This is a genomic window from Variovorax sp. VNK109, assembly GCF_049445855.1.
In the GTDB taxonomy this organism is placed as follows: Bacteria; Pseudomonadota; Gammaproteobacteria; order Burkholderiales; family Burkholderiaceae_C; genus JAGOCV01.
In genome coordinates, this window is the sequence record NZ_JBMSDV010000004.1 from 322465 (window position 1) to 345107 (window position 22643).

General features: G+C 65.9%; 19 protein-coding genes. 6 read left to right on the top strand and 13 right to left on the bottom strand.

Annotated elements, in window-relative coordinates:
* Window positions 1-15: 15 nt before the first annotated feature.
* The 4 genes from ACO2Q9_RS15880 to mnmH all read right to left on the bottom strand — a co-directional run bounded on the left by ACO2Q9_RS15880 (window position 16) and on the right by mnmH (window position 3749).
* On the bottom strand, window positions 16-1296 hold the full coding sequence (locus tag ACO2Q9_RS15880; protein WP_423312774.1) for a hypothetical protein: 1281 nt from the start codon (window positions 1294-1296) through the stop codon (window positions 16-18).
* 117 nt (window positions 1297-1413) lie between these two features.
* Window positions 1414-2043: a LysE/ArgO family amino acid transporter gene (locus ACO2Q9_RS15885; protein WP_423312775.1), complete on the bottom strand. Its 630-nt coding sequence runs from the start codon at window positions 2041-2043 to the stop codon at window positions 1414-1416.
* A 23-nt stretch (window positions 2044-2066) separates the two neighbouring features.
* Window positions 2067-2519, bottom strand: a complete 453-nt coding sequence (locus ACO2Q9_RS15890; RefSeq protein ID WP_423312776.1) for an SH3 domain-containing protein — start codon at window positions 2517-2519, stop codon at window positions 2067-2069.
* A 171-nt stretch (window positions 2520-2690) separates the two neighbouring features.
* Window positions 2691-3749 (bottom strand): tRNA 2-selenouridine(34) synthase MnmH, encoded by a 1059-nt coding sequence (mnmH, locus tag ACO2Q9_RS15895; protein WP_423312777.1) that lies wholly within the window; start codon window positions 3747-3749, stop codon window positions 2691-2693.
* A gap of 51 nt (window positions 3750-3800) precedes the next feature.
* On the opposite strand from mnmH, the gene selD reads away from it, so the two are divergent.
* Window positions 3801-4841, top strand: coding sequence for a selenide, water dikinase SelD (selD, locus tag ACO2Q9_RS15900; protein ID WP_423312778.1), 1041 nt, complete (start codon window positions 3801-3803; stop codon window positions 4839-4841).
* A gap of 35 nt (window positions 4842-4876) precedes the next feature.
* Here selD and uvrA read toward each other — a convergent pair whose 3' ends face one another.
* Window positions 4877-7774: an excinuclease ABC subunit UvrA gene (gene uvrA / locus ACO2Q9_RS15905; protein ID WP_423312779.1), complete on the bottom strand. Its 2898-nt coding sequence runs from the start codon at window positions 7772-7774 to the stop codon at window positions 4877-4879.
* Between the two features lie 237 nt (window positions 7775-8011).
* Here uvrA and ACO2Q9_RS15910 point away from each other — a divergent pair, with 237 nt between their 5' ends.
* Window positions 8012-9040 (top strand): DNA-methyltransferase, encoded by a 1029-nt coding sequence (locus ACO2Q9_RS15910; protein ID WP_423312780.1) that lies wholly within the window; start codon window positions 8012-8014, stop codon window positions 9038-9040.
* A gap of 6 nt (window positions 9041-9046) precedes the next feature.
* Here ACO2Q9_RS15910 and ACO2Q9_RS15915 read toward each other — a convergent pair whose 3' ends face one another.
* Complete coding sequence (locus ACO2Q9_RS15915) at window positions 9047-9652, bottom strand: hypothetical protein (protein ID WP_423312781.1); 606 nt, start codon at window positions 9650-9652, stop codon at window positions 9047-9049.
* A gap of 193 nt (window positions 9653-9845) precedes the next feature.
* Between ACO2Q9_RS15915 and ACO2Q9_RS15920 the strand changes: the two genes are divergently transcribed.
* Window positions 9846-11006 (top strand): MFS transporter, encoded by a 1161-nt coding sequence (locus ACO2Q9_RS15920; RefSeq protein ID WP_423312782.1) that lies wholly within the window; start codon window positions 9846-9848, stop codon window positions 11004-11006.
* Window positions 11007-11089: 83 nt separating this feature from the next.
* Window positions 11090-11377, top strand: a complete 288-nt coding sequence (locus ACO2Q9_RS15925; RefSeq protein WP_423312783.1) for a hypothetical protein — start codon at window positions 11090-11092, stop codon at window positions 11375-11377.
* A gap of 30 nt (window positions 11378-11407) precedes the next feature.
* On the opposite strand, the gene ACO2Q9_RS15930 is transcribed toward ACO2Q9_RS15925, so the two are convergent.
* Genes ACO2Q9_RS15930 through ACO2Q9_RS15940 form a run of 3 tightly spaced genes read right to left on the bottom strand, consistent with a single transcriptional unit; the run spans window position 11408 to window position 15766 of the window.
* Complete coding sequence (locus ACO2Q9_RS15930) at window positions 11408-12550, bottom strand: cyclic nucleotide-binding domain-containing protein (RefSeq protein WP_423312784.1); 1143 nt, start codon at window positions 12548-12550, stop codon at window positions 11408-11410.
* Between the two features lie 7 nt (window positions 12551-12557).
* Window positions 12558-14324: an AMP-dependent synthetase/ligase gene (locus ACO2Q9_RS15935; RefSeq protein ID WP_423312785.1), complete on the bottom strand. Its 1767-nt coding sequence runs from the start codon at window positions 14322-14324 to the stop codon at window positions 12558-12560.
* 53 nt (window positions 14325-14377) lie between these two features.
* Window positions 14378-15766 carry a chloride channel protein gene (locus ACO2Q9_RS15940; RefSeq protein WP_423312786.1) on the bottom strand — a complete coding sequence of 463 codons (1389 nt, stop codon included), beginning with the start codon at window positions 15764-15766 and terminating at the stop codon, window positions 14378-14380.
* 100 nt (window positions 15767-15866) lie between these two features.
* Between ACO2Q9_RS15940 and ssb the strand changes: the two genes are divergently transcribed.
* A complete protein-coding gene (gene ssb, locus ACO2Q9_RS15945; RefSeq protein WP_423312787.1) occupies window positions 15867-16361 on the top strand; it encodes a single-stranded DNA-binding protein in 495 nt (164 codons plus the stop codon).
* A gap of 38 nt (window positions 16362-16399) precedes the next feature.
* On the opposite strand, the gene ligD is transcribed toward ssb, so the two are convergent.
* The 4 genes from ligD to ACO2Q9_RS15965 form a co-directional block, all read right to left on the bottom strand.
* Window positions 16400-18991: a DNA ligase D gene (ligD, locus tag ACO2Q9_RS15950; RefSeq protein WP_423312788.1), complete on the bottom strand. Its 2592-nt coding sequence runs from the start codon at window positions 18989-18991 to the stop codon at window positions 16400-16402.
* Window positions 18992-19000: 9 nt separating this feature from the next.
* Window positions 19001-19954 (bottom strand): Ku protein, encoded by a 954-nt coding sequence (locus tag ACO2Q9_RS15955; protein WP_423312789.1) that lies wholly within the window; start codon window positions 19952-19954, stop codon window positions 19001-19003.
* 103 nt (window positions 19955-20057) lie between these two features.
* The gene (gene mnmA, locus ACO2Q9_RS15960) at window positions 20058-21194 is read right to left on the bottom strand and encodes a tRNA 2-thiouridine(34) synthase MnmA (RefSeq protein ID WP_423312790.1); all 1137 of its coding nucleotides are present in this window, start codon (window positions 21192-21194) and stop codon (window positions 20058-20060) included.
* A gap of 70 nt (window positions 21195-21264) precedes the next feature.
* A complete protein-coding gene (locus ACO2Q9_RS15965; protein WP_423312791.1) occupies window positions 21265-21780 on the bottom strand; it encodes an NUDIX hydrolase in 516 nt (171 codons plus the stop codon).
* A 29-nt stretch (window positions 21781-21809) separates the two neighbouring features.
* Between ACO2Q9_RS15965 and ACO2Q9_RS15970 the strand changes: the two genes are divergently transcribed.
* Window positions 21810-22640: a helix-turn-helix domain-containing protein gene (locus ACO2Q9_RS15970; RefSeq protein ID WP_423312792.1), complete on the top strand. Its 831-nt coding sequence runs from the start codon at window positions 21810-21812 to the stop codon at window positions 22638-22640.
* The last annotated feature ends 3 nt before the right edge of the window (window positions 22641-22643 follow it).

Below are 22643 nucleotides of genomic sequence, written 5' to 3' on the forward strand. Positions count from 1 at the left end.
CTTCGCCATCGCGCCTCAGGCTGCGGGGCTGACGAACTGCGGCACGGCAGGCAGGGGTTCGCAGGCCGCGACCCATTTCTCGACCTCGCCCTCCACCTTTGCCATGCGGCGCGAGCTGTACCAGATCCAGAGGCCGCCGACGAGCCAGCCGATGCCCAGTGTGCACAAGCCCGCGAAGACCACCAGCACGATGGCCAGCAAGCCGTTGATCGGCGCGGCCTTGCGGGCGAGCACGTTGTGGTCCGACCAGGTTCCGCCGCTCGAACGGTTGGCGATGACCGCGAATTCCTCGTCGGTCTTGCCGTCCTTCACGAGTCGGTAGAACTGCAGCGTGTCGCCGTCCTTGTAGCCCAGGTCCCAGTCCTTGAGGTGCAGGGTGTGCGTCTTGCCCTGCGTGTCCTCGACGCGCAGGCGGTCGTGGATGACGGTGGTGGACCAGCGCCGGGCCGGCTGCCCCGGGTCGTTGCTGCGTTCTTCGTGCCAGATGGTTTCGCGCTCCTTGCGGCCTTCCAGCAGTCGGCCGCCGAAATGCCGGATCTGGTACGGCTTGCCGTTGATGAGCACCTCGCCCGTCTGCTTGCCGGGCTTGGCGCCGATGCGCGCCGTGGCGCGGGCGATCCAGACGAGCATCAGCACGATCACCGCGACGGCGACGAGCGAGCCCACCATCATGATCACGCCGAACATCTGGTCGCGCAGGCCTTGCGCGCGCGCGGCCTCGGCCTGCTTCACCATGTTCTCGTTGCGCGTCTTCTGCGCGGCGGCGAGCTGTCTGTTCTCAACGGCCACGCGGTCCAGTGCTTCACGCACCGAGGGTTTGAAGAGCGGCATGAGCTCTTCCATCGTCACGGGTGTCTCGAGCGCGGGCCAGCCGCTTTCTTCCTGCCCGCTGAGCGGGTTACGGCCGGAACGCCGGTTCTCGCACATGCGCGTCCACTCGCGGCGGTTCTCCACATCGTCGAGTGGCTTGATGGTGGCGCTGTACTGCCGCTCGATGGCCGCCGCCGCTGCACGGTAGCGTTCAGCCAGTTCGACGCCAGGCCCGGTGAACGACATGTCGGGGAAGATGCGACCCCGCAAGAGCATCGAGAGCGCGGCACACTGCCGGCCCATTGTCTGCGCGGGCGTCGGCCCGCCGCTGAACGCAGCCACCACTTGCTCGGGTGTCGGCATGTCGCGCAGGTAGGCGAGCTTCGCCTCCTGCTGGCGGTTTTGCGCGTGTGCGCCAGAGGCGCCAAGCGCGATGACGAGCGACGCGACAAACGCGCGCCAGCCCATGACTGCAAGCCCTGCCATTCCCTCTCTCCTTCCGCACAGCTGAGAAAGCAAAGTTTCTAACATGCGGACAGGACGATCCGCCAATGTCCCGCCGCCGCAAGGGCGGTATTGCGTTCGACGCAATTGGCGGCTAGGTCAGGCGGTGGCCGGCACGAGCAGGCCCCACGCAATCCACGCCATGAGCGCAGCCACCAGCAGGTCGAGCGCGCGCCACGCCACCGGCTTTGCGAACAGCGGCGTGAGCAGCCGGGCGCCGAATCCCAGCGCCACGAACCACACCGTGCTCGCCAGGCCCGCGCCGCAGAGGAAGACCCAGCGCAAGTCGTCCGGCTGCTGCGCGCCCACCGCGCCGACCAGCACCACCGTGTCCAGGTAGACGTGCGGGTTCAGAAGGCTGATGGCCGCGATCTGCGCCACCACCTGCCTGAGCGGCATGCGCTCCCCGCCCGCACTGGTCTGCAAGGCCTGCGATGACATCGCGCGGCGCAACGCCTGCACCGCATAGAAGATGAGCACGGCCGCACCGACGTGGCGGATGACTTCCAGCAGCGCCGGCCGGCTGCCGATGGCGGCGCCCAATCCTGCAACACCGATCGCCATGAGCGACACGTCGAGCACGGCACATACCGCCACGACAGCTGCCACGTGTTCGCGCCGCAAGCCCTGGCGCAGCACGAACGCGTTCTGCGCGCCGATGGCGAGGATGAGGGAAAGGCTGAGGGTGAAGCCGGTGGAGAAAGAAGCGAAGGCGGCAGTGGAGGTCACCCTCCGACCATACCAGTTGCCGCTCACCAGCCCCAAAGCAACCGCTTGGCCACCCAGCCCTGCGCGCCGTCTTCATCCTTCACCTTCACCCAGTCGCTGCGCTTCTCGACGGTGCGCAGCACCTCGCCGCGTTCGGCCTTGCCGACAATGGCGGCGCGCGTGCTCGGCGCGCTGCGGATGTTGACGACGCTGGCCTTGACGATATGGTGCGGTGTGCGGTCCGTCATCGGCCTGTAGACCCAGCCCACGTCACCTTCGAAGTCGCGCACCTTGAGCCAGTTGCCCTGCCGGCTCGTCACCTGAAGCGGATAGCCTTTGGACAGTTCGTAGAGCACATCGTGCTGCGTGCCCGCGCCAGACCGCATGTTCACCGTGTCGCGGCTCACGCTCACCATCTGCTGCGCATGGGCGCCGAACGCGGCGGCCAGCAACAAGGCGGGAATCAGGCGAAAGAGACGCGGGAAAACACGGGTCATCTGGAAAATCCTTTCGGGGATGGAGGGTTGAAGACAACCCGGTTGTTCCGATCCGGCGCGGGAAGTTCCGCAGATGACCGACGGATGCATGCGAAGTGCGGGTTATTCCTTGGCTTCGTCGAAGGAGCGGAGGACGGGGATGGGGCGGTGGAATTTCATGGTGGTCTCCGTCTACCGATTCTGTGTCAATTGATGCGTATCTGCGGCAGCCTGCCGGATGTCTTCATCGACGAGCGTGGGGGCGGCAACCGCCAGTCGCCTGCCCCACTGCAGGAAGTGCCGACCCTGCGACCGCTGGTAGTGCGGGTCGTAGTGCACCGTCATCAATTCCTCGAACAGTGGCGCGAGGTCCCCTGTCATGGCCCAGGCCTGCCAGCGCCCGGCGGTCTCCTTGCCGTGCGCTTCCTTGAGCGTGGCCATTTTCTTTGCGAGTGCTTCAGGGTCGTCGCCCAGATACGCGTAGTCGGTCAGCAGGTAGCGCAAACGCGCCTCGACCGGCGCCACGATTTCGATGCAAGGCGCGTTGCGCATCTGGTTGACGAGCACCTGCGGCAGCGACAGGCGGCCGATCTTCGGGCTCTCGCCTTCCACGAACACGGGGCGCGTGAGGTCGAGTGCTTCAAGCCGTGTGGCGAGCTGTGTCTCGAAGCCTTTCTGCGACGGCTGCGGAACGCCGGGCAACGCGCCGAGCATCGAGCCCTTGTGGCAGGCGAGGCTTTCGAGGTCGATGGTCTGCGCGCCGCGCTCGCCGAGCGCCTGCAGCACGCGGGTCTTGGCGCTGCCGGTGGCGCCGCAGAGGATGCGCAGGTCGAGCTTCGGCACGATGGACTCGATCTGTTCGATGACGTGATGCCGGAAGCTCTTGTAGCCACCCGCGAGCTGCTGCGCGTCCCAGCCGACGAGTCGGAGCCACTGCACCATCGATCCGCTGCGCAGGCCGCCGCGCCAGCAATAGACCATCGGCTTCCAGCCGGCCGGCCTGTCGGCGAGCGGCCCGGCCAGATGACGCGCGAGGTTGGCGGCCACCATGCCGCCGCCGACACGCCGCGCCTCGAACGCACCCTGCTGTTTGTAGAGGGTGCCGACGATGACGCGCTCCTCGTTGCTCAGGACGGGCAGGTTGATGGCGCCGGGTATGTGGTCGAGCGCGAACTCGGCGGGTGAGCGCGTGTCGATGAGGGTGTCGAAGGCGTGGCGGTCTGCCACGCGCACGGGACCACGATGGTTCACGCAGGGGTCCCCCGCTGCGCGCGCAGAAGGCGGCTGGCACAATGATCCGACATGACTCCGATAGCCCTTACACAGTTCTCGCACGGTGGCGGCTGCGGTTGCAAGATCGCACCCGGCCTGCTCACGGACATTCTGGCACGCGCGCCGCAGGGCATCATTCCGCCCGAGCTGATGGTGGGCATCGAGACCAGCGACGACGCGGCGGTCTATCGCCTCAACGACACACAGGCGCTGGTGGCCACCACCGATTTCTTCACGCCCATCGTCGACGATGCGTTCGATTTCGGCCGCATTGCTGCAACCAACGCGCTGTCCGACATCTATGCCATGGGCGGCACGCCGATCATGGCGCTGGCCATCGTCGGGATGCCGATCGCCAAGCTGCCGCCTGAAGTCATCGGTCGCGTGCTCGAAGGCGGCGCGAGTGTCTGCCGCGACGCGGGCATTCCCATCGCGGGTGGCCACAGCATCGATGTGCTGGAGCCGATCTACGGTCTCGTCGCCCTCGGCCTCGTCCACCCCGACAAGGTCAGGCGCAATTCGGATGCGAAGGCGGGCGACGTGCTCATCCTCGGCAAGCCGCTGGGCGTGGGAATCCTCTCTGCCGCGCTGAAGAAGGGCGCACTCGGCGAGGCCGGATACGCCGACATGTTGCGCCACACGACGAAGCTCAACCGCGTGGGCGCGGACCTCGCGGGCATCGACGGCGTGCACGCGATCACCGACGTCACGGGCTTCGGCCTGGCGGGGCACCTGCTCGAAATCTGCCGGGGGTCGAAGCTCGCCGCGAGTGTGCGTTTGACCGACGTGCCACTGATCGACAGTGCCAGGCACTTTGCGCAGCAGGGCATCGTCACCGGCGCGTCGGCGCGCAACTGGAATGGCTACGGGCAGGATGTGGACCTGCCGGCCGGCGCACCCGACTGGCAGCGTGCCCTGATGACCGACCCGCAGACCAGTGGCGGCCTGCTGGTGAGCTGCGCGCCCGGATCAGAAGACCGGGTGCTTGAAGCGTTTCATGCTGCGGGTTTCGAGGCGGCAGCAGCCATCGGCGAATTGCGCGACGGAGCGCCGCGCATCGCGTTCGGCTGACGCCCCGCGCCGCCTGGAGATCGCCGCTTCAGACCTCAGCGCGCCAGCAGCGGCTTGAGATACCGCCCGGTGTGGCTCGCCGCATTCGCCGCGATGTCCTCGGGCGTTCCTTCGCCCACCACCGTGCCACCCCCTGCGCCGCCCTCCGGCCCCATGTCGATCAGCCAGTCGGCCGTCTTGATGACGTCGAGGTTGTGTTCGATCACGACGATGGTGTTGCCTGCGTCGCGCAGCTGGTGAAGCACCTTGAGCAGCAGTTCGATGTCGGCGAAGTGCAGGCCGGTGGTCGGTTCGTCCAGGATGTAGAGCGTTCGGCCGGTGTCGCGCTTGGAGAGTTCGAGCGCGAGCTTCACGCGCTGCGCCTCGCCGCCCGAGAGGGTGGTGGCGGACTGGCCGAGCTTGATGTAGCTCAGGCCCACGTCCAGCAGCGTCTGCAGCTTGCGCGCGATGGTGGGCACGGGTTTCAGGAATTCATGCGCGGCCTCGACGGTCATGTCGAGGATCTGCGCGATGTTCTTGCCTTTCCACTGCACCTCGAGCGTCTCGCGGTTGTAGCGCTGGCCGTGGCACACGTCGCAGGGCACATACACGTCGGGCAGGAAGTGCATCTCGACCTTGACCACGCCGTCGCCCTGGCAGGCTTCGCAGCGGCCACCGGCCACGTTGAAGCTGAAGCGACCGGGGCCGTAGCCGCGCTCCTTGGCCATGGGCACTTCGGCCATGAGTTCGCGGATGGGCGTGAACAGGCCGGTGTAGGTGGCGGGGTTGCTGCGCGGCGTGCGGCCGATGGGCGACTGGTCGACGTTGATGACCTTGTCGAAATGCTCGATGCCTTCGATGGCTTCGTGCTGCGCGGGTTCTTCGTGCGCGCGGTAGATGTGGCGCGCCACGGCAGCGTACAGCGTGTCGTTGACCAGCGTGCTCTTGCCCGAGCCGGAGACACCGGTCACGCACGTCAGCAGGCCGACGGGAATGTCCACGCTCACGTTCTTCAGGTTGTTGCCGCTCGCGCCGGCGATGCGAAGCACCTGCGGTTCTTCCATGTCGGCAAGCGAATGGCGCTTCTTCGGCACCTCGATCTTCTTCGTGCCGATCATGTACTGGCCCGTCAGCGAATCGGGCGAGTGCATCACTTCGTCGCAGGTGCCCTGCGCGATGACACGGCCGCCGTGCACACCCGCGCCCGGGCCCATGTCGATCACGTGATCGGCTGCGCGGATCATGTCCTCGTCGTGCTCGACGACGAGCACGCTGTTGCCGATGTCGCGCAGGTGTTTCAGCGTGCCGATCAGCCGGTCGTTGTCACGCTGGTGCAGGCCGATGCTGGGCTCGTCGAGCACGTACATCACGCCCGTCAGGCCGCTGCCGATCTGGCTGGCCAGGCGGATGCGCTGTGCTTCGCCGCCCGACAGCGTTTCGGCGCTGCGGTCCAGGCTCAGGTAGTTGAGGCCGACGTCGTTGAGGAATTTCAGGCGTGAGCCGATCTCGCGCACCACCTTGTCGGCGATCTCGGCCTTGGCGCCGTGCATCTTCAGCGCGACGAAATAGTCGTGCGCCTCGCGCAGCGTGGCGTGGCTGATCTCGTAAATCGCGCGGGCCTGATCGCCCTCGCCCACCTTCACGAAGCGCGCTTCGCGGCGCAGGCGCGTGCCGTTGCATTCGCGGCAGGGCTGCATGCTGCGGTAGCGCGCGAGGTCTTCGCGCACCATCACGGAATCGGTCTCGCGGTAGCGTCGCTCCATGTTGGGCACGATGCCTTCGAACGGATGCTTCTTCGTGAGCTTCTTGCCCGCGAAGTTGCCCGAGTCCATGACGTACGTGAACTTGATCTCTTCCTCGCCGGTGCCATAGAGCACGGCGTTCTGCACCGGCAGGGGCAGGTCTTCGAAGGGTTCGTCCAGGCTGAACTTGTAGTGTTTCGACAGGCTTTCGAGCAGCGCGAAGTAGTAGCCGTTGCGGCGGTCCCAGCCCTTGATGGCACCGCTGCCCAGGCTGAGCGACGGGAAGGCGACGACGCGCGTCGGGTCGAAGAATTCCTGCGAGCCGATGCCGTCGCAGGCAGGGCACGCGCCCACCGGCGAGTTGAACGAGAAGAGGCGCGGCTCCAGTTCGGCGATGGAATAGCTGCAGACCGGGCAGGCGAACTTCGCGTTGAACAGGTGCTCCTGCGCCGTGTCCATCTCCAGCGCGATGGCGCGGCCGTCGGCCAGGCGCAGCGCGGCTTCGAAGCTTTCGGCCAGGCGTTGCTTGGCATCGCCGCGCACCTTCAGGCGGTCGATGACGACGTCGATGTTGTGCTTCTCCGTCTTCTTGAGCCTGGGCAGGTCGTCGAACTCGTAGGCTGCGCCGTCCACGCGGAAGCGCACGTAGCCTTGTGACTGCATGTCGGCGAAGACCTCGGTGAACTCGCCCTTGCGGTCGCGCGCCACGGGCGCGAGGATCATCAGCTTCGTGTCTTCGGGCAGCGCGAGCACGGCGTCCACCATCTGGCTCACCGTCTGCGATTGCAGCGCCAGGCCATGGTCCGGGCAATAGGGCGTGCCGGCGCGCGCGAACAGCAGGCGCAGGTAGTCGTGGATCTCGGTCACCGTGCCCACGGTGGAGCGCGGGTTGTGGCTGGTGGCCTTCTGTTCGATGCTGATCGCGGGCGACAGGCCTTCGATCACGTCCACATCGGGCTTGTCCATCAGTTGCAGGAACTGCCGCGCATAGGCCGACAGGCTTTCCACGTAACGGCGCTGGCCTTCGGCATACAGCGTGTCGAACGCCAGGCTCGACTTGCCCGAGCCCGACAGCCCGGTGATCACCACCAGCTGGTTGCGCGGGATGTCCAGATCGACATTCTTGAGGTTGTGCGTGCGCGCCCCGCGGATGCTGATGCGCTGCTGCTGCAGCGCTGCGGCGAGGTAGGTTCCGTCGGTCGGGGTGTTCAAGATGGGCGGGTCCGGGAAAACCCACCATGATAGGGACTCCCGCGTATTTCGCCGTTGTTCGTGACATGCGCTTGTCAGCATGGAGAAAATCCTAGCCAAAAGACGTCTGGACGTCTATCATGTTGGCTTTATTGAGAGAGAATCATTGTGCGTAGACGCCCTGGCGAAGTGCGAGATGCAATTGTCCGAGTTTTGGAGGAGAGGGGCAGTGCTTCGGTTCAAGAAATATCCAATGGAGTGCTGGAGCTGATCGGGGATGTTCCTTCCTCATCCGTTCGCTCGTACTTGAGGCTGAACACGCCTGCCATGTTTGTGCGCATGGACAGGGCGCAGTATTCGCTTAACGGTTTCGATGTCTCGGCAATCGCGTCGCCAACGCAAACCGTTGATACAGAAAAGGTTTTCCAGTACGGCAAAGCGCGTCTTTACCAGGAGGACTGCATCGCATGGCTCGACCGGCAGGCAGCCAACTCACTCCATGCCGTTGTCACGGACCCGCCCTACGGACTGCTTGAATATTCCGAGTCCGAGCAGGATAAATTGCGTGCCGGAAAAGGGGGCGTCTGGCGCGTTCCCCCTGCCTTTGACGGTTCGAAAAGGTCGCCGCTACCGAGATTCACAGTACTCACGCCCGCGGATCTCGCGGAACTTGAAAGATTCTTCGCCGCGTGGGCTCGCAGTCTGGTGCGCGTGCTGGTCCCTGGAGCAAATGTTGTGGTTGCCAGCAACCCGCTTCTTTCATACCTGGTGTCGGGTGCATTGACCCGGGGGGGGCTTGAGCGGCGAGGCGAGATCGCCCGGCTGGTCATGACGATGCGTGGAGGGGATCGCCCGAAAGCAGCACATATCGAGTTTTCGGGCGTCAGCGTCATGCCGCGATCCATGTGGGAGCCGTGGCTAATGTTCCGAAAGCCGATTGTCGGGCGCGTACAGGACAACCTGCGCAAATGGGGGACCGGCGGATTCAGACGAATATCAGAGGACAAGCCGTTTGGCGATGTCATCGAGTCTGCGCCGACGCGCAGCACTGAGCGAAAAGTCGCTCCTCATCCCAGCTTGAAGCCCCAGGCGTTCATGAGGAAACTGGTCAGAGGCGTACTGCCCCTGGGAGAAGGAGTGGTCCTCGACTGTTTTGCGGGCTCTGGGTCCACATTGGCTGCTGCAGAAGCTGTTGGATATCGCAGTGCGGGCGTCGAGCGCGATGCCGGCTATTTTGAGCTGGCAAAAGAGGCAATGCCCAAGCTTGCGAAACTGAAAGTCGACTAGTTCAGCTCACTGTGACTTGTAGATCCAGTTTTTCCGAAGCTTGGCAATTCCTTCTGCATGCAAGGTTGCTGTTCGTGTGCCGAGTTCTCCTCTGGCATTTTTGCGAAAGTCCTCGACCCGGACCTCGCCCAAGTACACCTCACTGAATGTCAAGGGCCTGCGTGAATTGGCAGGTTCGGATTCGTTGTCTACCGTATAAACAAAAACGCACATCCATTGATTCCGCGCGCCATGCGTGTCGACGGCTCCTCCGGCCTTTCGCGTGGTTTTGATCTCAACACCGTGCTCCCCAGCCTTCACCGCATTGTCTGGGTAGCGCCCTCTGACTACCAGATCAGGATGACCATTGAAATATGCATTCACGATCAGTGTCCGGGAGTGCTTGGCCAAGCTCGCCGTCAGCATGTCGGACAGCACCCCTGACATGATCGCGGGTCGCAAAGTGTCATCCAGACGGTCTAGACCCTTTGAAACGAGACCGACATTCACGTCGTGGAAAAAATCGTAAACATCTTGCATGGCGAGCTTGAAATCTTCGATCCGAAGCTCATAGGGCAACGCAGCCGTACGGCTGAATTTCGTCTCGTCTAGGGTATTACGCAGGACCGACATGGGTTGTTTGTGTAATGAAAAGATATCGCTCGAATTCTGCCCGTGTTTTGAGCGCTAACTCAAAAGCCTGGTATCTGGAATGCGAGACAATCGTTACCCCACCTGAATACGTGCCCTCGCGCACCCCATGAGCCGTCTGTTGTCCTCTCCATCCGAAGTTGGAGCCACACTGGAACTTGCCCCCGGCGCATCCATGACGCCGCAGGAACGGCGCGCCAGCGGCGCGCTGGCGTCGATATTCGCCCTGCGCATGCTGGGGCTGTTCCTCGTGCTGCCGGTGTTCGCGCTCGAGGCGCGTCGCTACCCCGGCGGCGACGATCCGGCGCTGGTGGGCCTGGCCATGGGCATCTACGGCCTCACGCAGGCCTGCCTGCAGATGCCGCTGGGCATCGCGTCGGACCGCTTCGGCCGCAAGCGCGTCATCCTGGCCGGGCTTGCGGTGTTCGCGGTGGGCAGCTTCGTCGCCGCGTTCGCGGACAGCCTCACCGGCCTGTTGCTGGGGCGCGCGTTGCAAGGTGCGGGTGCGGTGTCCGCCGCCGTGACGGCGCTGCTGGCCGACCAGACGCGCGACGCCGTGCGCACCAAGGCCATGGCACTGGTGGGTGCGAGCATCGGGTTGATGTTCGCGCTGTCGCTGGTGGCCGCGCCGGTGTTGTCGGCATGGGCCGGGCTGCAGGGTTTGTTTGCGCTGACGGGCACGCTGGCACTGGCAGGCATGGCTGTCACGGCGTGGGTGGTGCCCGCCGAGGCTTCGAGGCAGTGTGTCCAGCGCGGTGCCCTGCGTGACGTGCTGCACCACAGCCTGCTGCTGCGCCTGAACTTCGGTGTGTTCGTGCTGCACACCGTGCAGATGGCCATGTGGGTGGCAGTGCCCGCGCTGCTGGTGGACGCGGGGCTGGAAAAAGGCCACCACTGGTGGGTGTACCTGCCGGCGGTGCTTGCGTCGTTCGGTGTGATGGGCTCCACGCTGTTCCCGCTGGAGCGCAAGGGTTACCTGCGCGGCGTGTTGCTCGCAGGCATCGTGGCCGTGGCCGTTGCACAGCTCGGCCTGCTGTTCGCTGCAGGGGCACATGCCGGCGTGACCGCGATCGGCGCGGTGCTGTTCATCTTTTTCTGCGGCTTCAACGTGCTCGAAGCCAGCCAGCCGAGCCTGGTGTCGCGCCTCGCACCCGTCGAGCTGCGCGGCGCTGCGCTGGGGCTCTACAACACGCTGCAGTCCGTGGGCCTGTTCGCGGGCGGCGCACTCGGCGGCGCGCTCGCGCAGTGGGGCGGCGCGCCGGCGGTGTTCGGCGTGAGCGCGGTGCTGTGCCTGCTGTGGTTCGTCGTGAGCTGGCGGCTGCCGGCGCTGCGCTGATTGCAAAAAATCTTCAAGTCGCTTGAGCCGGAGGCGTAGCCGCAGCATCCTGCCCATCCTTTCAATCAAGGGATCGGGCAGTCTTGAAATTCTTTGCGCAGATCATCGACTGGTTTCGCCAGAGGTCGTTGTCTGATCTCGACCGCCGGCTGAGGTCGGGTCCGATCACGTCTTCCCTCGACTTCGAAGCCGGCGACAAGACCTGCAGGCAGGAAGCATGGCTGGGTCTGCAAGACGATTGGTACGCCTTGGTGATTGAGCAGACGACCGGCGAAGGGTGGGAGACCGTGACTTCCACCGAATTCCGTTCGCTCGACGAGATGGCTCGCTATCTGGCGAAGCACACGAAGTTCGTGATCTCGGACTTCTGACCCGCGCCCGCCCCGCACCCGAAAGCCACGTCAATACGGCACGCCCAGCACGAACACCGCCCACGTGCCCAGCACCGCGTGCGACACGGCCACGCCGATGAACGAACGCTCGCGGTGGTACATCCAGCCCCAGAAGAGGCCGGGCACGAAGACGATGAGCGCGAAGATGGGCGAGAGGTGCGTGTGCAGCGCGGCGAAGACGACGTTGGCGACGAGCACGGATTTCCACCGGTCCTGCGCGCCGGTCAGGCGGTAGAAGATGCCCAGTGACCCCTGGATCGCGCAGCGGATGAACTCCTGCGCGAACGACAGCACGATGTAGGCGATGGTGAAGCCGAGCCACAGCGCCAGGTCGAAACCCTGCGCGGTTGTGGCGGTGCCCGTGGCACGCCAGGGCTCGAACAACGTGTATTCGTCCGGGTGCATCAGCGCGAGCGCATATTTGGCCGAGAGCAGCAGTGCCAATACCGGCAGGGTGAGCATGACGCCGCGCAGCACGGCGCGCGGCCAGTTCTTGAAGGTGACGCCGTACTCGTGCGGCGCGAGCGCGCTCTGCCGCACGATGAGCATCGAGACGACGAGGTAGGTGACGATGAAGAAGATCGAGATGATGCTGTCGCTCGGCAGGTAGGGCTTGACCAGCTGCGTCACCGGCATCAGGAAGATGTAGAGCGCCAGCGCCACCAGTGTCTTGGTGAGGAAGATCGAGATCGACAGCTGCACCTGCACCGAATGCAGTTGCGCCAGATGGCCCCTGAGCACCGTGTCGTTGGTGCGGGCCAGACGGCCGACCACGCTGCGTGCGATGTTCAGCGGCACCTGTTCGCGCAGCGCGCCATGTTTCGGCAGATCCGCCAGCGTGAAGCGCCGCAGGCGCACCGGCGTCTCGGCGATCAGCGTGGCGGTGGTGGTTTCGTTCTCCAGCGCGGACATCTCGCCGAACGAATCGCCCGCTTCCAGCGTGGCGAGCTTCACGCGCTGTTGCTCGTTGTCTGCGTTGCGCCAGATGCCGATGCGGCCTTCCTCGATCAGGTGGATCGCGTCGTTGGCATCACCTTCGCGCACGATCCACGCGCCTTCCGGGTGGGCGATGGCCGCGTGCGTGTCGATGAAGGCGCGTGCCTCGTCGGCGTCCACGCCGCGGAACAGGGCATAACGGGTGACATCCTCCACTGCCGGATCAATCGACGAGTTCGTACAGGGTCTCGATCTCTTCCGCGTAAGCAGCGTGCACCGCGCGGCGACGTACCTTCAGCGTGGGCGTGAGCAGGCCGGCGTCGATCTCGAACGGCTGGTCGACCACCATGTGGCGGCGCACGCGGTGCGATGCGGGCAGCCGCTTGTTGGCGGCGGACACGGCGCGGCTGATGAGTTTCTCCACCGCGTCGCGATCGATGCGTCCGGCAGCCTGCTCGGCGCGCAGTTCGTCCGAGGGTACGACGAGCGCGGTGAGGTAGGGCTTGGCGTCGCCGCACACCACGGTCTGGCCGATGGCGGCTTCGAGCAACAGCGATTGCTCCACCGGCTGCGGCGCGATCATCTCGCCGCCGGCGGTCTTGACGAAATCGCGCTTGCGGTCGGTGATCATCAGTTGCCCACGCGCGTCGAACTTGCCGATGTCGCCGGTGTGCAGCCAGCCGTCCTGCATGACGGCGGCGGTGGCGGCCGGGTCGTTCCAGTAGCCGGGCGAGACGTTGTCGCCGCGCACGAGGATCTCGCCGTCGTCCGCCAGCTTCACTTCCACGCCGAGCATGGGCACGCCCGTGGTGCCGGGGAAGATCTGCCCCGCCTTGTGCATGGTGATGCCGGGCGAACATTCCGTCTGCCCGTAGGCTTCATGCAACCGCACGCCGAGGGCATTGAAGAAGCGCGACACGGCGGGGTTGAGCGGCGCACCCGCGCACAGGCAGCAACGCAGCTGGCCACCGAAGCGTGCGCGGATCTTCGCGCGCACCGTGGCGTCGGTGATGCGGTCCACCAGTTGCTCGCGCAGGCTCATGCGCTGGCCCGAGATGCGGCGGCTGCCGTAGTCCACGGCAGCGGTGAACAGCGCGCGCTTGAGTTTGGGCTCACGTTCCAGCGCGCCGCAGATGCGCTTGTACATGACTTCCCAGAAACGGGGCACGGTGTTCATCATCGTCGGCCGCGCGGACTGCAACTCACCCGGCAGATGGTCCGTGCCGCGCGAGACGAACACCTGCGCGCCGATGGCAATCGGTGTCCACAGGTCACCGGTGTGCGCGTAGGTGTGCGAGAACGGCAGGAACGACAGGAAGCGCTGTTCGTCCAGGCCATAGTCCGACAGGTTGGCAATCGCACCTTCGGCGGCCGCCATGATGTTGCGGTGCGTGGTCTGCACGCCGCGCGGCTTGCCGCCGGTGCCGGACGTGTACATCAGGCACGCGATGTGGTCGCGCGTCACGGCCGCCACGCGGTCCGCGAGGTCGGGCAGGTCGCCCTGCGCCACGGCGGACCACGGCAGCACGCCTTCGGGCCGCTCGTGCGCCTCTGCGGAAAGGCTGGCGATGGTGTGTGCGTGCGGGCGCGACGAGATCGCGGCCCACACGGGCGCGATGCGGCGCAGCGCGTCTTGCGAGAAGAGCGAGACGCGCGGCTTGCAGTCGTCCACCTGGAACAGCCACTCGGCCGGCCCCGTCGTCACATAGCCCGGCACCACGATGCCGCCGAGCGACAGCGTCGCGATGTCAGCGACGATCCATTCCAGGCTGTTGGCACCGACGATGTACACACGCTCGCCCGGTCCCACGCCCAGCGCCGCGAGGCCGGCTGCACACTGGCGCACCAGCACTTCGAGCTCGTGCCATTTGAAGTGACGCCAGCCGTCGGCGGTGGCAATGTGGAGGAAGGGTTGATCGCCCAGTTGCTGGGCGCGCGCAAAGAACAACTGCGGCAGGCTGGACGACGCCTGCAGACCGGAAGCCAACATCTGAGAATCCCCCGACGGTGTCTGTGACCGTCTGGGGGGTGAATTTAACCGAGTCAGCCCGCCTTCGCGTCTTTTTCTTCCGGTGGCGGCACCGGCGGCGGTACCGCGACGGCGGCCATGGAGGTCACGGACGCCACCATGGCCTCGGCCAGCGTGGCGTACAGCGAGCGGCTGACCATGCGCGAGACGAGGCTCGCGATCATCGCGGCGGACATCAGGCTCAGCACCATCGCATGGCCGTCGACCATCTCCATCACGATGATGAAGGCCGTGAGCGGCGCCTGCGTGACCGCGGCGAGGAAGGCCGCCATGCCCATGGCGATGAGCGCGGGCGAGATGTCGCCCCCCGTGAGTTGCGCGATGTTGTGGCCCACGCCCGCGCCGATGGACAGCGAGGGCGCGAAGATGCCGCCGGGCACACCGCTCCAGGCGGTGAGCCAGGTCGCCACGAACTTGAGCAGCACGTACAGCGGCGGCACATCGGCATTGCCGGCCAGCATGTGCTTCACCGTCTCCGAGCCCGCGCCGAACGTGTCGCCACCCGAGACGAGCCCGACCACCGCAATGGCCAGTCCCGCGAACGCCGCAAAGCGCACCGGCTGGCGGCTGCGCCAGCGGCTGACGCGGTCCTGCGAACCGGTGAGCGAGGCGATCAGCAGGCGCGAGAACAGGCCGCCGAGCAGGCCGCACAGCAGCGCGACGCCGAGGCCGGGCAACAGCGCGTCCCATCCGAGCCGGGGCACCTGGATGCGCCCGAAGTAGGTGAGGTTGCCGAACACGGACACCCCCATCAGGCCGGCCAACACGATGGCCGCGATGATCAACCCGCTGCTGCGTGACTCGAGCTTGCGCGACAGTTCCTCGATGGCGAAGACCACGCCGGCCAGCGGCGCGTTGAACGCGGCCGCGATGCCCGCCGCGCCGCCGGCCACCAGCAGCGCGTGGCGGCTGATGCCGCTGCGCCCGCCAGGCGACATCCAGCGCTGCGCATGCTGCATGACACCGGCTGCCACCTGAACCGACGGGCCTTCACGGCCGAGCGACAGACCGCCCAGCAGGCCGAGCGACGAGAGACCGATCTTGCCGAGGCTGAGCCGCAAGGAAACAAAGCGTGACTGATGTTCTGCCGGGAGCGCCGGGTCGAGCGATGCCATCACCTGCGGAATGCCGGAGCCCCCCGCGCCTGCGAACCAGCGCCGCGTCGCCCAGACGATGCCGCCCGTGAGCGCGGGCATCCACAGCAGCACCAGCCACGGGTTCAGGCTACGCAGGTGGCCGAACTGCCCGAACGCCCACTCGGACAGCAGCGTGAAGCCCACCACGGCCAGCCCCGCCGCGACGGCGTAGGCGAGCACGATGGCGCGGTCCAGCCACTGGCGGACGTCGGAGAATTCGGCGCGGACGTTGCCCAGGAAGTCGGGTTCGTGATTACTGCTGCTCATCCCTGCCCATTGTCCGCCAGATGGCGTCCGGTCCATAGGCCTGGTGCAGGCCCGATGCGGCACAATGGCCGACAATTTCCATCTTTCTGGGCAGAACACCATGGCATCCCTCAACAAAGTCACCCTCATCGGCAACTGCGGCCGCGACCCCGAAATGCGCACCTTCCCCAGCGGCGGCCAGGTCTGCAACGTCAGCATCGCCACCACCGAGAAATGGCGCGACAAGTCCAGCGGCGAAATGCGCGAGCAGACCGAATGGCACAACCTGGTCTTCAACGACCGCCTCGCGGAGATTGCGGGCCAGTACCTCAAGAAGGGTTCGCAGGTCTATGTGGAAGGCCAGATCCGCAGCCGCAAATACCAGGACAAGGACGGCATCGAACGCACGGCGTACGAAATCCGCGTGCGTGAAATGCAGCTGCTCGGCGGCCGCGAAGGCATGGGCGGCCCCTCAGGCGGCGGTGACGACGAAGGCGGCGCTTACGCCCCGCGCCGCGCAGCGCCCGCGCCGCGCGCACCGGCCCCCGCACCGCGTCAGGCCCCGGCCAAATCGTCGTCGGGCTTCGACGACATGGATGACGACATTCCGTTCTGATCGAACCGGCGACCACTGCGCACGCAACGGCCGTTGCGTCATCCCAGCCCGATACCGCGAGGTCCGGGCTTTTTCTTTTCGTGGGTGGCTCTCAGGCTACGGGTTGCCCGGGCATCGGTTTGCAGTCCGTTCAGCTTCTTCAGTGCCGCGCCGATGCTTCGCCTTGACGCTGCATAGGCCTTCCACGGTTCATTGCCCGTTTCGAGCCGGTCGGCGATGTTCCCCAGCGTCCAGTGCGCGCCGCCGGTGAGTGTCTGCAGTTCCTCCCATGCCACCGGCACCGAGATGCCGAGCCCCGGTCGCGCGCGCACGGACCACGCGCTCACCGTTGTCGCGCCGAAGCCGTTGCGCAGGTAGTCCACAAAGATCTTGCCCACGCGGTTCTTCGGACCACTCTTCGCGACGAAGCGTGATGGAATCGTCCGGGCGAGATGTTCGACGATGGCCTTGGAGACGTCCTTCACGGCGTCCCACTCCGGTCCGCGCCGCAGCGGCACCACCACGTGCAGGCCCTTGCCGCCGCTTGTCTTCAGAAAGCTTTCCAGACCGAGTTCTTCCAGCGCCACACGAACCAGCGTGGCTGCTTCCTGCACGCGTTCCCACGGCACGCCTTCGCCGGGGTCGAGGTCGAAGGTCATGCGGTCGGGCTGGCCAATGGCATCGGTCGTCGCGTTCCAGGTGTGCAGTTCGATGCCGTTCATCTGCGCGACCGAGACCAGCGCCTTGGCCGAAGGAATTTCCATCAGCGGCTCGTGGCCGGGGTCGAACGCGGGGTCGAGCAGGCGCACGCCGGGCAGTTCGTCCACGTCGGCGTGCTTCTGGAAGAACTGCGGACCATCGATGCCGGAGGGCGCGCGCAGTAACGCGACCGGCCGCTTCTTCAGGTGCGGCAGCAACAGCGGCGCCACTTGTGCGTAGTAGGCGGCCACGTCACCCTTGGTGAGGCCGCTGGCCTTGTCGATCACGCGGTCCGCGTTGGTGATGCGCATGCCGCCTGCCTTGCGCGGCGCGCCTTTCGCTGTCTTCGGCGTGATTGCTGCTTTCACTTGCGCTGCCTTCTCCCGCGTGATGGCGCGCGCCGGCTTGTCGCTGCGCAGGCCGTGGAACACCGAATGGCGGATACGCCCGCTGCGCGTCCATTCGCCGAACGACACCTCGGCCAGCAATTGCGGCCTGACCCAGTGCACGCGGCCCGCGCCCGCCGGCACGGGGATGGGCGCGCGCTTCGTTTCGATGGCCTGCAGCTTGCGCGTGAGTTCGCCGAGCGTGCGTTCGTCGAAGCCCGTGCCGACGTTGCCGGCGTAGCGCAACGCGCCATCCGCATCGTGCACGGCGAGCAGCAAAGACCCGAGACCGGTGCGCGCGCCCTTCGGATCCGTGTAGCCGACGATCACGAACTCCTGCCGCAGGCTGCACTTGAGCTTGATCCAGTCGTCGCTGCGACGCGAGACGTAGTGGCTGTCCGCGCGTTTGCCGATCACGCCTTCGAGGCCGAGCTTGCAGGCCGTGGCGACGAGGTCTTGCGGTCGGGCATCGAGCGTCTGCGAGAAGCGCAGCGCATCGGGCAGCTTCGCGTCGTCCAGCAACGCAGCCAGTATTTCGCGGCGCTGTACGAGCGGCATCTGCCGCAAGTCGCGCCCATCCAGAAAGGGCGTATCGAACAGGAAGTACACGATGGCCTGCCGCGCCTTCTTCGCGCCGGGTTCGAAAGCAGCCTGCAGCGCCCCGAAATCCGGCGCGCCATTCTCGTCCGGCACGACGATCTCACCGTCGAGCCAGCCGGACTTGCAGCGCAGCTTGCCCAGCGCCTGCGCGAGTTCGGGTAACTTGTGCGTCCAGTCGTGGCCGTTGCGCGTGAAGAGTTTGACGCCTCGGCCGTCGATGCGTATGAGCAGCCGGTAGCCGTCGAACTTGGCCTCGTAGAGCCAGTCCGGGCTTTCGGCGGGCGGCTGCTTCACCAGGGTTGCGAGCTGCGGCGAGAGCGTGGCGGGCAATGCAGCCTTGCGGCCGGGGATTGTCCTTGGGGCGGTTTGCCTTGAAGCAGCTTTCTTCTGCGTGGGCGCTTTCCTGCCTCTGGCAGCCGCGCCGCCCACGCTCTCCGGCAGTGCCACGGTCACGTCATAGCCATCGGCGCGGGCGGCAGCATCATTTTCCTTGATCAGCAACCACGGTGGCTGCTTCTCTTTGTCCTTGCCGTGCATCCGCACGAGCGTCCAGCGGCCGTGCAGTTTTTCGCCATGCAGGTCGAACTTGAGCTTGCCGGTTTTGTAACCTTTGCGAGGGTCTTCCAGTGGCGACCATGTGCCACGGTCCCAGACGATCACGCGGCCTGCGCCGTACTGGCCTTCGGGGATCTTCCCTTCAAAACTGCCGTAAGCGATCGGGTGGTCTTCCACCTGGACCGCCATGCGCTTGTCGTGCGGGTCGAGGCTCGGCCCCTTGGGCACGGCCCAGCTTTTCAGCGCGCCATCGAGTTCCAGACGGAAGTCGTAGTGAAGATGACTGGCCCAGTGCTTCTGGATGACGAACGCCAGTTCGCCGTGGGGCGATTCACCGCCAGCCTCGGGTTCCGACGTGATGCCGAAGTCGCGTTTGGCGCGGTAGAGCTGCAGCGTGTCGCGCGCGGCCATGAAAGGGCCTCATGCCGCCTTGCGGCGCGGTGCTGTCTTTGCCGTGGCTTTGGTCGTGCGCTTCGTTGCAGCCTTGGCGGCCGGCTTCGCCTTCTCTCCACCCTTGCCGCGCAGGCTGCGTTGCAGCAGCTCGGTCAGGTCGATGATCTTCGCGCCGCCGCTGCTCTCTGCCGCTTCCTGCGGCTCGATCTTCGTCACGGACTTGGTCTGGCCGGCTTTCGCCTTCTTCTCGACCAGCGACATGATCTCGTCGCGAAATTCGTCTCGCAGCGAGTCGGAGTCGAAGCTGTCGCTCATGTCGTCCACCAGCTGCGTCGCCATTCTGATCTCGCGATCGGAAAGTCCGGCCGACTTGGCCGACAGCGGTGGCAAGTCCAGCGCGTCCATCGGCCGCAGTTCATTGCCCCAGCGCAACAGGTTCAGCACCAGTCCCTGCCCCGACGGCACCAGTGCGGCCAGGTGCTCACGCGTCTGGATGACCACGCGCGCAATGCCGAGCTTGCCGCTCTTGCGCAGCGTTTCGCGCAGCAGCGCATAGACCTTCGCGCCCTTGTTGATCGGTGCCACGTAGTACGGCCGGTCGAGGTAGAGGAAGGGCACTTCCTGTGCAGGCACGAAACTCTCGATCTCGATGGTCTGCGTGGTGCGCGGATACGCCGCCTTGATCTCGGCGTCGGAGATCACGACGTATTCACCGTCTTCGTATTCGATGCCCTTGACGATGTTTTCCTTCGTCACTTCGCGGCCGGTCTTCTTGTTGATGCGCTTGTAGCCCACCGGGTCCATCGTGCGCTTGTCGAGCCAGTCGAAGTCGAGGCTGCTGCTGGTCGTGGCCGGATGCAGCGCGACGGGAATGTGCACGAGCCCGAAGCTGATCGCACCCTTCCACAACACGCGTGAAGATGGTGTGTGTTCCGAGGCTGACGATTTCGAAGAGCGGGAAGAAGCGCGGGATGAGGCCATGGTCCCGCCGACGTTAAAGGCGTCGCTGCGCGTGCGGTGTAGGACAAGCCGCATGGATCGCGTGGGCAATCGCGTGCAGTGGCAATGGTGGTGGCGCTGCGGATCAGGCCTGAGCCGATGCGATCACGCCACCGCCGAGGCACACGTCACCGTCGTACAGCACAGCCGACTGGCCGGGCGTCACCGCCCACTGCGCATCGGGGAAGGTGAGCGCGAACGAGCCGTTTGCGCCGTCCTTCAGGTTGCACGGTGAATCGGGTTGCCGATAGCGTGTCTTGCTGCCGAGCGTTCCAGCAGCGGGCGCATGACCCGCGACCCAGCTCGCGTCCCCAGCTTCGAGCGCGTGGTACTGCAGCCAGGGGTGATCATGGCCCTGCACCACCCACAGCGTGTTCTTCTCGATGTCCTTGCGTGCGACGAACCACGGCGCGTGCTCGCCACCGCCGCGTTGCGCGCCCTTCTCCTTCACGCCGCCGATGCCCAGGCCCTGGCGCTGACCCAGCGTGTAGAAGCTCAGGCCCTGGTGCTCGCCGAGCTTGCGGCCCTTCTCGTCCTTGATGGGACCGGGTTCCTTGCTGATGTAGCGGTTCAGGAATTCGCGGAACGGCCGCTCGCCGATGAAGCAGATGCCGGTGGAGTCCTTCTTCTTCGCGTTGGGCAGGCCGATCTCTTCGGCGATGCGACGCACCTCGGTCTTGGGCAGTTCGCCCACGGGAAACATCGTCTTCGACAGTTGTGCCTGGTTGAGCCGGTGCAGGAAGTAGCTCTGGTCCTTCAGCGGGTCGAGGCCCTTGAGCAGTTCGTACGAGCCTGTCTGCGCGTTCTGCCGCACGCGGGCGTAGTGGCCCGTGGCGATCTTTTCCGCGCCCAGGCGCATCGCATGGTCCAGGAAGGCCTTGAACTTGATCTCTGCATTGCACAGCACGTCGGGGTTGGGCGTGCGGCCGGCCTGGTATTCGCGCAGGAACTCGGCAAACACGCGGTCCTTGTATTCGCTGGCGAAGTTGACGTGCTCGATCTCGATGCCCAGCACGTCGGCCACGGCGGCTGCGTCCACGAAGTCGATGTTGGACGAGCAGTACTCGCTGTCGTCGTCGTCTTCCCAGTTCTTCATGAAGATGCCGACGACTTCGTGCCCCGCCTTCTTGAGCAGGTGCGCGCTGACGGCCGAGTCCACGCCGCCGCTCAGGCCGACGACGACGCGCTGCCTGGGGGACGGGGATGGGAACCGGATTGTCATGGGAGCGGAATTATCCCGCCCCATGGCAGGCCCCGTCCGGCGTGGGGCAATCGGCCAGGAGTTGTCTGGCTCAGCTGCGGTCCGGCGGCACGCCTTGCGCAGGGTCGGCCGGATCGATGACCGTGGGGTCGGTGTAGACCGTCTCCAGCGGCAGCCGCTTGCCGGCGAGGAAATCTTCCATGCAGCGCAGCACCAGCGGGCTGCGGTGACGGGCGGACGTGGCGCGGATTTCTTCCGGCGTCATCCACAGCGCGCGCATGATGCCGGTGTCGAGCGCACGGCCCGGCACGGACTCGATGGCCTCGGCGGCAAAGGCGAAACGCAGGTACGTGATGTCCTCACCCGTCGCCGCCTTGATGAAGCGCGAAAGGTAGATGCCCAGCAGCGCGGTCGGCCGGATGCGCCAGGCGGTTTCTTCCAGCGCTTCGCGCACGCAGCCGTCCACGGGCGACTCGCCCGGGTCCAGATGCCCCGCGGGGTTGTTGAACTTGAGGCCGCCGTCGGTCTCCTCTTCCACCAGCAGGAAACGGCCTTCACGCTCGATCACCGCCGCGACGGTGACGCTGGGCTTCCATCGTGTTTGCATCGCCGCATTATGGACACTACGATGCGTGGGTGCCCCGCCTCGACCCCGGAAATTCAGCCCGTTACTGGCATGACCGCCATTGGCGCGGCCTCGGCCTGCTGCATGCCGACTTCACCACGCAGGGCTATGCGCCGCACCGGCACGAGGCGCTGGTCGTCGCCGTGACGGAAGGCGGCGGCTCGGTCTTCGAAAGCCGCGGCGTGCGGGCGCAGACCGACACCTCGCGCGTGATGGTGTTCAACCCGGAAGAGCCGCACGCCGGCTGGATGGGTGCCAGCGCGCGCTGGCGCTACCGCGCCTTTTATGCGGACGTCGAAGCGATGGAAGCGCTCGCGCGATCGCTGGGTCTGAAGGAGCTGCCTTTCTTCACCCGCAACCTCGCGAACGACGGCGACCTCGCCCAGCGGCTCATCGGCGTGCACCGCGAGCTTGATGCCGGCTCCGACGCCATGCAGGCGCGCGAGGGGCTGGTGTCCGCGTTCAGCGAACTGTTCATCCGTCATGCATCGTCCAGGCCCGCGCTGGCCGGCATGTCGCGCGACAACCGGCGGCTCAACGCGGCCATCGACCTGCTGCAGGCGCGGCTTGCCGACGCCGTGAGCCTCGAAGACCTGGGCCACGAACTCGGTCTCACCGAATACCAGATCATCGCGCTCTTCAAGCGCACCACCGGCCTCACGCCGCATGCCTGCCTCACGCAGATGCGGCTGGAGCGCGCGCGCGGCCTGCTCGCGCGTGGCACGTCGCCGGCCGAGGTGGCCACCGGCTGCGGCTTCTACGACCAGAGCGCGCTCAACCGCCACTTCAAGCGCAGCTACGGCATCACGCCGCTGGCGTATGCACAGGCAGTGCGGTGCTAGCCA

What these genes read in the sequence shown, in the direction of transcription:
- ligD (WP_423312788.1), bottom strand. Translation starts at nt 18,991, where the DNA reads ATGGCCGCGCGCGACACGCTGCAGCTCTACCGCGCCAAACGCGACTTC.
- ACO2Q9_RS15955 (WP_423312789.1), bottom strand. Translation starts at nt 19,954, where the DNA reads ATGGCCTCATCCCGCGCTTCTTCCCGCTCTTCGAAATCGTCAGCCTCG.
- mnmA (WP_423312790.1), bottom strand. Translation starts at nt 21,194, where the DNA reads ATGACAATCCGGTTCCCATCCCCGTCCCCCAGGCAGCGCGTCGTCGTC.
- ACO2Q9_RS15940 (WP_423312786.1), bottom strand. Translation starts at nt 15,766, where the DNA reads ATGAGCAGCAGTAATCACGAACCCGACTTCCTGGGCAACGTCCGCGCC.
- ACO2Q9_RS15935 (WP_423312785.1), bottom strand. Translation starts at nt 14,324, where the DNA reads ATGTTGGCTTCCGGTCTGCAGGCGTCGTCCAGCCTGCCGCAGTTGTTC.
- ACO2Q9_RS15965 (WP_423312791.1), bottom strand. Translation starts at nt 21,780, where the DNA reads ATGCAAACACGATGGAAGCCCAGCGTCACCGTCGCGGCGGTGATCGAG.
- ACO2Q9_RS15920 (WP_423312782.1), top strand. Translation starts at nt 9,846, where the DNA reads ATGACGCCGCAGGAACGGCGCGCCAGCGGCGCGCTGGCGTCGATATTC.
- ACO2Q9_RS15915 (WP_423312781.1), bottom strand. Translation starts at nt 9,652, where the DNA reads ATGTCGGTCCTGCGTAATACCCTAGACGAGACGAAATTCAGCCGTACG.
- selD (WP_423312778.1), top strand. Translation starts at nt 3,801, where the DNA reads ATGACTCCGATAGCCCTTACACAGTTCTCGCACGGTGGCGGCTGCGGT.
- ACO2Q9_RS15880 (WP_423312774.1), bottom strand. Translation starts at nt 1,296, where the DNA reads ATGGCAGGGCTTGCAGTCATGGGCTGGCGCGCGTTTGTCGCGTCGCTC.
- ACO2Q9_RS15890 (WP_423312776.1), bottom strand. Translation starts at nt 2,519, where the DNA reads ATGACCCGTGTTTTCCCGCGTCTCTTTCGCCTGATTCCCGCCTTGTTG.
- ssb (WP_423312787.1), top strand. Translation starts at nt 15,867, where the DNA reads ATGGCATCCCTCAACAAAGTCACCCTCATCGGCAACTGCGGCCGCGAC.